This is a genomic window from Kluyvera sp. CRP, assembly GCF_019930565.1.
Classification (GTDB): domain Bacteria; phylum Pseudomonadota; class Gammaproteobacteria; order Enterobacterales; family Enterobacteriaceae; genus Kluyvera; species Kluyvera georgiana_A.
Map to the genome: position 1 here is coordinate 956,959 of NZ_CP082841.1, position 11,890 is coordinate 968,848.

The window sequence follows — 11,890 nt, forward strand, 5'->3', positions numbered from 1 at the left end:
CCATGTTTTTCGACATCAACCCACTGCTTTCCCGCATTGCGTCCGGGGCCACCCCGCTGCAAAAAATCGGTTTTGCCGGCAATCACACGCCCGTTCCCGATATGGCTTTTCAGGTCGACTTTCCGCGCCTCGAAATTGTGCTGGAAGGGCAACTCGCCGACGCCGGACTGGGCGACGACACGCCCATGCAGACGCTGGATGCGCTGTTCGTTCCCGCTGGCGGCTGGAATTTTCCTCACTGGCTGGAACCTGCCACCACGCTAAGCATTCTGTTTGGCAAACAGCAGTTGGGGTTTAGCATCCAGCAGTGGGATGGCTACCGCTTGAGTAATCTGGCAAAACAGCATGTTGCCCGTCGCGGGCCGCGCGTCGGTTCCTTCCTGCTGCAAACCATGAGCGAAATTCAAATGCAGCCGCAGGAGCAGCAAACCGCGCGGCTGATTGCCACCAGCCTCATCAGCCACTGCGCCGACCTGCTCAGCAGCCAGATTCAGACCGCCTCGCGCAGCCAGGCACTGTTCGACGCCATTCGCGAATATATCGATAGCCACTTCGCCGAACCGCTGACCCGCGAATCAGTGGCACAGGCGTTCTATATTTCGCCGAACTACCTGTCACACCTGTTCCAGAAAAGCGGCATTATGGGCTTTAATGAATACCTCAACCACACCCGCCTGGAGCACGCCAGACGGCTGTTGAAGGGGTATGATCTGAAGGTAAAAGAGATCGCCCACGCCTGTGGGTTCGTCGATAGCAACTACTTCTGCCGCCTGTTTCGCAAAAACACCGCACGCTCACCGTCAGAGTACCGTCGCCAGTACCACAGCCAGCTGACTACGACAGAATAATATGCGTGTGCTGAGGCGCGGAAAGCAGCTTACGCACCGCGATCATCACCTTTTGCGGATCGCGTAGAAAAGCGCTGATACCCGACTGCACATAGCGGCTCTGGGTAAAACGTTCGGCCCCATTCAACTCAATATCGGTGATCAGCAGTACCGCGTCAGCGCGGCGAATGTCCTCTTCCGTGAGCGCATTCTCAATGCCCAGCGCCCCCTGGGTTTCGATTTTGATGGTCCATTTTTCCTGCTGACAGAGCTTCTCCAGACGTTCAGCCGCCATATAGGTATGGGCCACGCCGCTCACGCAGGCGGTTACCGCCACTAACATTCGTCCGCCCGTTGCCGTCATCGTCCCCTCCTTGCAGAAAACAAACGCTGGCAGGCGCAAATACTCTTTCGCGCCCGCCAGTCTGTAAGTACCTATAATATCGAGATAATGCTTATGCGCTCTGCGCTAAGTGTGCCTCGATTTTATTCATAATAGCGTCGGCGCGTTTTACTGCATCGCTAATATTGACGCGTACGATCGTTTTCCCGGTGAAGCGCTCTTCAAATTTGATGCCGATATCCTTGGTCAAAATGACCATATCCGCAGCCGCGACGTCGCTGGCGGTCAGCTCATTTTCCTGACCAATCGACCCCTGCGTTTCTACCTTCACGTTCCAGCCTTTGGATTTGGCCGCGCTTTCCAGCGCTTCCGCGGCCATGTAGGTGTGTGCTACGCCGGAAGGACAGGCCGTTACCGCAATAATATTGGTCATAATCTCTACCTTCTCAATTAGTTAATTTCGAAATCTAAATCCAGGTCATCTTCTTTTTCGACAACCGCTTTCTTGTTCTTACGCGCCAGGCTTTTCAGCAGGTTAACGCTGACGGCGGTCACCACAGCCCCCACCACAATCGCCAGCAAATAGCCCAGTTTGCCTTCTACCACCGGCAGGACAATCAGACCGCCCCATCCGGCGTAACACTGTGCCCCCATCAGCGCAGCGGTCACCGCGCCGCAAACGGAACCCAACATGATGGATGGAATCACGCGTAGCGGGTCGGCGGCAGCGAATGGAATCGCCCCTTCGGTGACGCCCACACACCCCATGACGAGCGCCGCTTTCCCGGCTTCGCGCTCTTCGTTATTGAAATTCTTACGATTAATCAGCGTGGCCAGGCCCAGACCCAGCGGCGGAACGCAGATGCCGACGGCAGCAATCGCTACCACGGTATAAACACCCTGCGAGACACAAATCAGCATGAAGGCGTAGGCCACTTTGTTCACCGGGCCGCCCATGTCGAACGCCAGCATCAGGCCCATAATCACCGCCAGCACCACGATGCTGCCCTGCTGCATGCCTTGCAGCCAGTGGGTCAGGCTGGTCGTCAGCAGACCCACCGGTTCACCCAGCCCCCACATCATCACGCCTGCGGTTATGAAGGTGCCGACGATAGGAATGACGAAGATTGGCATCACCGAGCGCAACACTTTGTGCACCGGAATTTTTTTCAGATAGTAGACGACGATTCCGCCGATAATCCCGGCGATCAGCGCGCCGAAGAAGCCCGCGCCAAAACTGTTGCCCACCCACGCGCCGATGGCGCAAGGCGCCAGTGCGGAGCGCTCGGCGATGGAGTAACCGATATAGGCCGCCAGGAATGGCACCATCAGCGTCAGACCCGCGACGCCAATATCAAACAGCTTCTTCAGGTTGGGATCGGTGGCCGCATCCGGTACGGCCCCTTTGCCGTACAACATGACCGAGACCGCCAGTAAAATACCCCCCGCAACCACAAACGGGATCATGTGCGACACGCCAGTCATTAAGTGCTGACGGGTGTTTTTGAGTATGTGCACCAATTCTTTCATCAGTCGCTCCTGGGCTTCTTCGGCCCATGTCCATTAAGGTGTTGTGGCAAACAATAGGCAATTGGTGGCGGGACAGACAGTGGATAAAAAGTGCATTTACTGGATTTTTGTAATGTCAGAAGAAAAATGCGAGCGACCTCAAAAGTTAACGCTATTCCCCTCTTTATAAGCTCCACTAGCAACCTGTGAGGTGGCTCGCATTTTCAAGCGGACAATACATTTGTCCAGTTTTTGACATAAATGTCAGATAGCAGCGCCGATAACATGCCCCCTATTCTGTTACCCATATCGACTGATTTGGGAGAGAAGGTTATGGCCTTGGTTGTTGAATTTATCTGTGAATTGCCGAACGGCGTGCACGCCCGTCCGGCCAGCCATGTCGAAACGCTGTGCAATACCTTTTGCTGCGACATTGAATGGCATAACCTGCGCACCGACCGTAAGGGCAACGCCAAAAGCGCGCTGGCGATTATCGGTACCGACACGCTGGCGGGCGATAGCTGCCAGTTGCTCATTAGCGGTACTGATGAAAACGCCGCTCACGAACGCCTGTCCGTCTGGCTGAAAGACGAATTCCCACTGTGCGATGCGCCGCTGGCGCAAGTTACCGCCGTTGAGCAGGAACCGCTGCCGGCGTCGCTGACTCGCCTGAACCCAACGCTGTTCCGCGCGCAGCCGGTATGCAACGGCAGCGCCGGCGGCATCCTGACCCGCCTGGCCGCGCTGGATCTCAATAACCTCGGCGAACTGCCTACGGCACAAAGTCCGGAGCAGGAACAATCCGCGCTGGACGGCGGCCTGACGCGGCTGGTCAGAACGCTGGAACTGCGCCTGCTGGACAGCGACAGCACCGCCAGCACTATCCTTGAAGCACATCGTTCGCTGGCCACCGACACCTCGCTACGCCAGCATCTGCTGGAAGGCGTCAATCAGGGCCTCAGCTGCGCACAGGCAATTATCGCCAGCACCAACCATTTCTGCGCCGAGTTCGCCCGTTCCAGCAGCAGCTATCTGCAGGAGCGCGCGCTGGACGTGCGTGACGTCGGCTTTCAGCTTTTACAGCACATTTATGGCGAACAGCGTTTCCCGGCGCCGGGCCAGCTGACTCAGCCGTCTATCTGTATGGCGGAAGAGCTAACCCCAAGCCAATTCCTTGAGCTGGACAAAACGCAGCTCAAAGGCCTGCTGCTGCAAAGCGGCGGCACGACCTCACACACGGTAATACTTGCGCGCTCATTCAATATTCCCACCCTTGTTGGCGTGGAAATTGACGCGCTGACGCCGTGGCAAAACCAGACGGTCTACCTCGATGGCAACGCCGGAGCGGTCATTGTCGCGCCTGACGAAGCCATTACCCGCTACTACCAGCAGGAGGCGCGCGTTCAGGCCGCTATCCGCGAACAGCAGAGCGTGTGGCTGAATAAAGAGGCGCGCAGCGCCGACGGGATTCGTCTGGAAGTGGCGGCCAACATCGCTCACTCCGTCGAAGCGCAGGCGGCCTTTGGTAACGGCGCGGAAGCGGTAGGCCTGTTCCGCACTGAAATGCTGTATATGGACCGCGCCAGCGAGCCGAGCGAGAGTGAGCTCTACAATATTTTCTGTCAGGCGCTGGAGTCCGCCAACGGACGTAGCATTATTATCCGCACCATGGATATCGGCGGTGATAAGCCGGTGGATTACCTCAATATTCCGGCGGAGAACAACCCGTTCCTTGGCTACCGCGCGGTGCGTATTTATGAAGAATATTCCACGCTGTTCACCACCCAACTGCGCGCCATTCTGCGGGCCTCGGCGCACGGCAGCCTGAAAATTATGATTCCGATGATCTCCTCCATGGAAGAGATCCTGTGGGTAAAAGAAAAGGTTGCCGAAGCGAAACAGCAACTGCGCAGCGAGCACGTGCCGTTTGATGAGCGCATTCCGCTGGGCATCATGCTGGAAGTCCCTTCGGTGATGTTCATCATCGATCAGTGCTGTGAAGAGATTGATTTCTTTAGCATCGGCAGTAACGACCTGACGCAATACCTGCTGGCGGTCGACCGTGATAACGCGAGGGTCACCCGTCACTACAACAGTCTGAATCCGGCCTTCCTGCGCGCACTCGACTACGCCGTCCAGGCGGTGCATCGTCAGGGAAAATGGATTGGTCTGTGCGGCGAACTGGGAGCGAAAGGCTCCGTCCTGCCGCTGCTGGTTGGGCTGGGGCTGGACGAAATCAGCATGAGCGCGCCCTCGATTCCGGCCACCAAAGCGCGCCTGGCCCAGCTCGACAGCCGCGCCTGTCGTCAGCTTCTGAATCAGGCGATGGCCTGCCGTACCTCGCTGGAAGTGGAACATTTACTGGCACAGTTCCGCATGAGCCAGCAGGATGCGCCGCTGATTACCCCGCGCTGCATTTCGCTGGATAACGACTGGCGCAGCAAAGAGGAGGTGCTCAAAGGCATGACCGATAACCTGCTGCTCGCCGGGCGCTGCCGCTATCCGCGCAAGCTTGAGGCCGACCTGTGGGCACGCGAAGCGGTCTTCTCGACCGGCCTTGGCTTTAGCTTTGCCATTCCGCACAGCAAATCTGAGCATATTGAACAGTCGACCATCAGCGTCGCACGCCTGCCCGCGCCGGTGGCCTGGGGCGATGAACAGGCGCAATTCATCATTATGCTGACGCTTAACAAACATGCCGCGGGCGACCAGCATATGCGCATTTTCTCGCGCCTGGCTCGCCGGATTATGCATGAAGAATTCCGTCACTCGCTGGTTAACGCCGCTTCAGCCGACGCGATTGCCAGCCTGCTGCAACACGAACTGGAACTTTAAGAGGACATAGCATGGAACTGTATCTGGATACCGCCAATGTGCAGGAAGTTGAGCGTCTGGCGCGTATTTTCCCGATTGTTGGCGTGACCACCAACCCGAGTATTGTCGCCGCCAGCCGTGAATCTATCTGGGATGTGCTGCCGCGCCTGAAAAAAGCGATGGGCGAAAACGGCACGCTGTTTGCCCAAACCATGAGCCGCACGGCGGATGGTATGGTTGCCGACGCTCGTCGCCTGAACGAGGCCGTTCCCGGCATCGTGGTGAAAGTACCGGTCACCGCCGAAGGGCTGGCCGCAATCAAGCTTTTGAAAAAAGAAGGCATACCGACGCTGGGTACCGCGGTTTACAGCGCGGCGCAGGGGCTGCTCGCCGCACTGGCCGGCGCTGAATATGTCGCGCCATACGTTAACCGCGTGGATGCCCAGGGTGGCGACGGCATCCGTATGGTGCAGGAATTACAAACGCTGCTGGAACTGCACGCGCCACAGAGCAAAGTGCTGGCCGCCAGCTTTAAAACCCCACGTCAGGCGCTGGACTGTTTATTAGCGGGATGTGAGGCCATCACCCTTCCTTTAGATGTAGCGCAACAAATGCTCGGCACGCCCGCTGTAGAGTCAGCTATAGAGAAGTTCGAGCAAGACTGGAAAAACGCATTTGGTAATCTGAACCTGTAAGGGAGAAATGTATGGATCGCATTATTCAATCACCAGGTAAGTATATTCAGGGCGCTGACGTCATCACTCGCCTGGGTGATTACTTAAAACCGATGGCGAACAGCTGGCTGGTCGTCGGCGATAAGTTTGTACTGGGATTTGCCGAAGAGACGCTGCGCAAGAGCCTGACCGGCGCAGGTCTGTCCGTTGAAATCGCGCCGTTTGGCGGCGAGTGCTCACAGAATGAAGTCAATCGACTGCAGGACGTCGCCACCAGCGCAAAATGCAGCGCTATTTTAGGTATTGGCGGCGGGAAAACGTTGGATACCGCGAAAGCGCTGGCCCACTTTATGAATTTGCCGGTGGCTATCGTGCCCACCATCGCCTCCACCGACGCGCCGTGCAGCGCGCTCTCCGTGTTGTACACCGATGACGGTGAATTCGACCGCTACCTGATGCTGCCGCATAACCCAAACATGGTTATCGTCGACACCAAAATCGTCGCCGGCGCCCCGGCACGTCTGCTGGCCGCCGGGATTGGCGATGCGCTGGCCACCTGGTTTGAAGCCCGCGCCTGCTCACGCAGCGGTGCCACCACCATGGCAGGCGGCAAGTGTACTCAGGCGGCGCTGGCGCTGGCCGAACTGTGCTACAACACGCTGATTGAAGAAGGTGAAAAAGCGATGCTGGCCGCCGAGCAGCACGTGGTCACTCCGGCGCTGGAGCGCGTGATTGAAGCCAATACCTATCTCAGCGGCGTTGGTTTTGAAAGCGGCGGCCTGGCCGCGGCACACGCTATCCACAACGGCATGACAGCCATTCCGGACGCGCATCACTTCTATCACGGCGAGAAAGTCGCTTTCGGTACGCTGACTCAACTGGTGCTTGAAAACGCGTCGGTGGAAGAAATTGAGACCGTTGCCGCGCTGTGCCACAGCGTTGGTCTGCCGATCACCCTGGCGCAGCTGGATATTAAAGAAGATATCCCGGCGAAAATGCGCCTGGTGGCGGAAGCGGCCTGCGCGGAAGGGGAAACCATTCACAACATGCCTGGCGGCGCGGATCCTGACCGCGTGTACGCGGCGCTGCTGGTTGCCGACCAGTATGGGCAGCGTTTTCTGCACGAGTGGGAGTAACCCCCTCACCCTAACCCTCTCCCCACGGGGGAGAGGGGACCGTTTAGTGCGGTTTGTGAATACAGCGATCAAAATCTGCTCAGACCGCTTTTCTCCCTCGCCCTTTGGGGGGAGGATCGTAATGAGCCGTTTTAGGTACAGCACTCAAAATCGACTCGGGCCGATTTTCCCCCTCGCCCCTTTGGGGAGAGGGCCGGGGTGAGGGGAAATCCCGCCCCCCCACCAAAAAAAATCCCCGCTTTCGCGGGGATTTTTTTATACCTCAAACCGACCTTACAGCAGGTCGAAACGGTCCAGGTTCATCACTTTCACCCAAGCCGCGACGAAGTCCTTCACAAACTTCTCTTTCGCATCGCTGGAAGCGTAAACTTCCGCCAGCGCGCGCAGTACGGCGTTGGAACCGAACACCAGATCGGCGCGCGTCGCAGTGTATTTCACCTCACCGCTCACACGATCACGGCCTTCAAACAGCTCAGCCGTTTCGTCCGTAGCCTTCCATTCCGTGCGCATATCCAGCAGATTAACGAAGAAGTCGGTGGTCAGCGCACCGACGTTGTCGGTCAACACGCCGTGGTTGCTGCCGTCAAAGTTCGCACCCAGTACGCGCATCCCGCCGACCAGTACGGTCAGTTCCGGTGCGGTCAGCGTCAGTAACTGTGCTTTGTCGATCAGCAGAGACTCTGTGGTCGCTTCACCCGGCGCCGCACGATAGTTACGGAAACCATCGGCAACCGGCTTGAGCAGTTCGAACATCTCGATATCGGTCTGATCCTGACGCGCATCAACGCGGCCCGGAGTGAACGGTACGGAGATGCTAACGCCAGCCGCTTTCGCCGCCTGCTCAATGCCTACCACGCCAGCCAGCACGATAATATCGGCCAGCGACGCTTTATGCGCCGATTTATAGATGCCTTCCAGCACTGGCAACACGCGTGCCGCCGTAGCGTTAACGTCCCAGCTACGCTGCGGAGCCAGCGCCAGACGCGCGCCGTTGGCGCCGCCACGCTTATCACCGCCGCGGAACGTTGAGGCTGACGCCCACGCTACCGACACCAGTTCGCTCACCGTCAGACCGGAAGCGGCAATATCCGCTTTCAGACTGGCGATATCTTCTGCTGATGGGTTGAAGAACGCGTGCGGCAGCGGATCCTGCCAAATCAGATCTTCACGCGGTACTTCCGGCCCGATGTAACGCGCTTTTGGCCCCATATCACGGTGGGTCAGTTTGAACCACGCGCGGGCAAAGGCTTCGTTGAAGGCCTGCGGATCGTTAAGGAAGCGACGGGAAATTTTCTCGAAGTCCGGGTCGAAGCGCAGCGTCAGGTCGGTCACCAGCATCGTTGGCTTACGTTTTTTCGACGGGTCGAACGGATCCGGAATGATTTCCGGCGCGTCTACTGCTTCAAACTGGATAGCGCCAGCCGGGCTGCGAGTCTGTACCCATTCGTATTTGAACAGGTTCTCGAAGAAGTAGTTGCTCCACTGGGTCGGGGTCTGAGTCCATACCACTTCCAGACCAGAGGTGATCGCATCTTTACCGACGCCCGTGCCGAAATCGCTCTTCCAGCCGAGGCCCTGGTTTTCAATCGGCGCCGCTTCCGGATCCGGACCAACATGCGTGGCCGGGCCTGCACCGTGGGTTTTACCCAGCGTGTGGCCACCGGCGATCAGGGCGACGGTTTCTTCGTCATCCATCCCCATGTTGCCGAAGGTTGCGCGAATGGCCGATGCCGCCGACAGCGGTTCGCCGCTGGCGTTTGGTCCTTCCGGGTTGACGTAAATCAGGCCCATTTCAGTGGCTGCCAGCGGGCGTTTTGCCAGCTCTTCCGGGTCACGGTGCGCCAGCCAGGTTTTTTCATCACCCCAGTTCACGTCCAGATCCGGTTCCCAGACGTCTTCACGCCCGGCACCAAAACCAAAGGTACGGAAGCCGGAGTTTTCCAGCGCCACGTTACCCGCCAGAATATACAGGTCGGCCCAGGAAATTTTTTGGCCGTATTTCTGTTTGATTGGCCACAGCAGACGACGCGCCTTATCCAGGCTCACGTTATCCGGCCACGAGTTCAGCGGGGCAAAACGCTGTTGACCGCGACCTGCGCCACCACGACCATCGGCTGAACGGTAGGTACCCGCCCCGTGCCACGCCATGCGGATAAACAGCCCCACATAGCTACCCCAGTCGGCAGGCCACCAGGATTGCGACTCGGTTAACAGCGCGCGGATGTCCCCCTTCAGTGCGGAGTAATCTAATTTGCTGAATTCTTTACGATAATCAAAATCCTCACCCAGCGGGTTGGATCGATTGGAATGCTGATTAAGTAGATCAACGCGCAGCTGTTTCGGCCACCAGTCTTTGCTACTGGTGCCGGCACCGGCGCTCTGGTCGTGGCCACCACCGTGGTGGAAAGGACATTTACCTGCGTTCTGGATATCGTCTGGCGTGCTCATCACTATGCTCCCTTACAGTATTTATCATTAAGATATACACCCCTGCTGATAAGTTATAGCTGAAATGACCCACGGATTTGATAGTTAATTCCTCTTATTTTTTCCTTGTCAGAGCGGAATTTTTGCGTAGGCCATACTTATCCTTGCATAGAATGGGACACGATGGCTGTGACCTGGGGAGGATTGGCAAGAAATTCCTTATAAAATATAAGGAATTCATTATCTCTCATCGGCTACGTTGGACCTGAGGAACGCGCTTTTTGAGACTGATAACCGCCAGGGCAAACACGATCAGTACAATGCCGACAGTTTCCAATCCGTCCGGCTTTTCCCCCAGCAGCCACCAGGAAAACAGCACGCCAAACACCGGCACCGCCAGCGTACTCAGGCTGGCAATACCGGCAGGCAGGTTTCGCAACACATACAGCCACAGGCTCCAGGCCAGCGCCGTCGCCAGGATAGCGCTGTAGGCCAGCGCCCCAAAAACAGCGGGATGCCAGTCGACCGGTTGCTGCGGCACCAGTAACGCCACGGCGCTCATGATGACGGCGGCATACAGCATTTGCCAGCTGGTCAGTGCCAACAGATCGAGCCCTGGATGACGCCGGTACATACGTTTCGCGACGATGGCGCTCGCCCCCCAACTGATGCCGGAGAGAATCGCTAACAGCGCGCTTTTTAACGAAGAGAGGTCGAGCTGCCATGGCTGCATCACCAGACACAGTCCCACCGCCGCCACGCCAATCGCCGCATATTGCAGCCGTCGCATGCGTTCGCCCAGGAATAGCGCCGCCATAATCACCACCCAGAACGGCATGGTGTAGGTCAGAATCGCCACTTTCCCGGCCCCGCCGCTCATCAGCGCCCACTGCGCGAGGCCAATCATGCCGCAGGTTTGCAGCAGCGCAATCGCCAGCGTGTAGCCAAACGGCGTTGGCCGCATGCCGCGCCCACGCAGGAGTAAAACGATAAACAGCAGTAGTGCGCCGGAGATGCAGCGTAGCGCGGTGAAGTCGAAGGCGCCGATGTAGAGCGTCACCTGTTTCATCGCAATCCAGCTGTAGCTCCAGATGAGCGTCAGCGTCAGCAGGCCAACAAGCGCCAGCGGATTGCTTTTCCCTTCGGTGGTCATGGTAAGTCCGTAACGGTGATGTGATGGCCGTTACTATACTGCGCAAAAGCCCTGCATAGACAGGGCTTTTGTCGGGAATTGCCCGGTAGCGCTGCGCTTACCGGGCCGGCAATTACGCCGGGCGCACGCCCAGCGTGTGGCAGATGGCGTAGCTCATTTCCGCACGGTTCAGCGTGTAGAAGTGGAAATCCTTCACCCCTTCACGGCTGAGGATTTTCACCATGTCCATCGCGATGCTGGCGCCAACCAGTTTGCGGGTTTCCGCATCATCGTCCAGCCCTTCAAACATGGTCGACATCCACGCCGGAATGCGGACGTTGGTCATATCGGCAAATTTTTTCGCCTGTTTGAAGTTCGACACCGGCAGGATCCCCGGAATGATTTCAACATCAATCCCCGCAGAGACACAGCGGTCGCGGAAGCGCAGATAGCTTTCAACATCAAAGAAGAACTGGGTGATCGCGCGGTTTGCACCGGCATCCACTTTACGCTTCAGGTTGAGCAGGTCGGCCTGAGCACTTTTTGCTTCCGGGTGTACTTCCGGATAGGCGGCGACGGAAATATCGAAGTCCGCCACGTCTTTCAGCAAGGTGACCAGGTCGGCTGCATACATTTCCGGCTTGCCGCTGCCCGGCGGCAGGTCGCCGCGCAGGGCCACAATGTGGCGAATACCGTTGCTCCAGTAGTCCTGAGCAATCGCGCGCAGCTCGTCGCGGGTGGCGTCAATGCAGGTCAGATGCGGCACGGCTTCCAGACCCGTGCGATCTTTAATGCCTTTAATGATGCTGTGCGTACGGTCACGTTCGCCGGAGTTGGCGCCGTAGGTGACCGAAACAAATTTTGGCTTCAGGCTGCTCAGACGGTCGATAGAGTTCCACAGGGTTTGCTCCATTTCACTGGTGCGCGGCGGGAAAAACTCGAAAGAAACGTTAATCTGCCCCTGCACTTCGGCCAGACTCTGATTCAGCGCTTCCCGCTGGTTGGCGTGAAAAAAGCTCATACCTTAC

Annotated in this window: 10 protein-coding genes; 4 read left to right on the forward strand and 6 right to left on the reverse strand. The window is 57.6% G+C overall.

Annotated elements, in window-relative coordinates; all coding sequences use genetic code 11:
• The first annotated feature begins 2 nt into the window (after nucleotides 1-2).
• Nucleotides 3-848 (forward strand): AraC family transcriptional regulator, encoded by an 846-nt coding sequence (locus K7B04_RS04365; RefSeq protein ID WP_223803549.1) that lies wholly within the window; start codon nucleotides 3-5, stop codon nucleotides 846-848.
• On the opposite strand, the gene K7B04_RS04370 is transcribed toward K7B04_RS04365, so the two are convergent.
• The 3 genes from K7B04_RS04370 to K7B04_RS04380 form a co-directional block, all read right to left on the reverse strand.
• Complete coding sequence (locus K7B04_RS04370; RefSeq protein WP_167577186.1) at nucleotides 835-1,191, reverse strand: PTS fructose-like transporter subunit IIB; 357 nt, start codon at nucleotides 1,189-1,191, stop codon at nucleotides 835-837. The two genes, K7B04_RS04365 and K7B04_RS04370, sit on opposite strands and share 14 nt — an antisense overlap.
• Nucleotides 1,192-1,282: 91 nt before the next feature.
• Complete coding sequence (locus K7B04_RS04375; protein ID WP_163448625.1) at nucleotides 1,283-1,603, reverse strand: PTS fructose-like transporter subunit IIB; 321 nt, start codon at nucleotides 1,601-1,603, stop codon at nucleotides 1,283-1,285.
• Between the two features lie 17 nt (nucleotides 1,604-1,620).
• Nucleotides 1,621-2,700 (reverse strand): PTS fructose transporter subunit EIIC, encoded by a 1,080-nt coding sequence (locus K7B04_RS04380; RefSeq protein WP_163448626.1) that lies wholly within the window; start codon nucleotides 2,698-2,700, stop codon nucleotides 1,621-1,623.
• Nucleotides 2,701-3,012: 312 nt separating this feature from the next.
• Here K7B04_RS04380 and ptsP point away from each other — a divergent pair, with 312 nt between their 5' ends.
• From ptsP to K7B04_RS04395, 3 genes are read left to right on the forward strand one after another with little or no spacing between them, the layout of a single operon-like run.
• The gene (gene ptsP, locus K7B04_RS04385; protein ID WP_223803550.1) at nucleotides 3,013-5,514 is read left to right on the forward strand and encodes a phosphoenolpyruvate--protein phosphotransferase; all 2,502 of its coding nucleotides are present in this window, start codon (nucleotides 3,013-3,015) and stop codon (nucleotides 5,512-5,514) included.
• 11 nt (nucleotides 5,515-5,525) lie between these two features.
• Entirely contained in the window at nucleotides 5,526-6,188 is a 663-nt protein-coding gene (gene fsa / locus K7B04_RS04390; RefSeq protein WP_167577189.1) for a fructose-6-phosphate aldolase, read from the forward strand.
• 11 nt (nucleotides 6,189-6,199) lie between these two features.
• Complete coding sequence (locus K7B04_RS04395) at nucleotides 6,200-7,303, forward strand: glycerol dehydrogenase (RefSeq protein ID WP_163448629.1); 1,104 nt, start codon at nucleotides 6,200-6,202, stop codon at nucleotides 7,301-7,303.
• 273 nt (nucleotides 7,304-7,576) lie between these two features.
• On the opposite strand, the gene katG is transcribed toward K7B04_RS04395, so the two are convergent.
• The 3 genes from katG to metF all read right to left on the reverse strand — a co-directional run bounded on the left by katG (nucleotide 7,577) and on the right by metF (nucleotide 11,883).
• Nucleotides 7,577-9,751: a catalase/peroxidase HPI gene (gene katG / locus K7B04_RS04400; protein ID WP_223803551.1), complete on the reverse strand. Its 2,175-nt coding sequence runs from the start codon at nucleotides 9,749-9,751 to the stop codon at nucleotides 7,577-7,579.
• 226 nt (nucleotides 9,752-9,977) lie between these two features.
• Entirely contained in the window at nucleotides 9,978-10,883 is a 906-nt protein-coding gene (locus tag K7B04_RS04405) for a DMT family transporter (RefSeq protein WP_167577191.1), read from the reverse strand.
• 112 nt (nucleotides 10,884-10,995) lie between these two features.
• Entirely contained in the window at nucleotides 10,996-11,883 is an 888-nt protein-coding gene (metF, locus tag K7B04_RS04410) for a methylenetetrahydrofolate reductase (RefSeq protein WP_223803552.1), read from the reverse strand.
• Nucleotides 11,884-11,890: the final 7 nt, after the last annotated feature.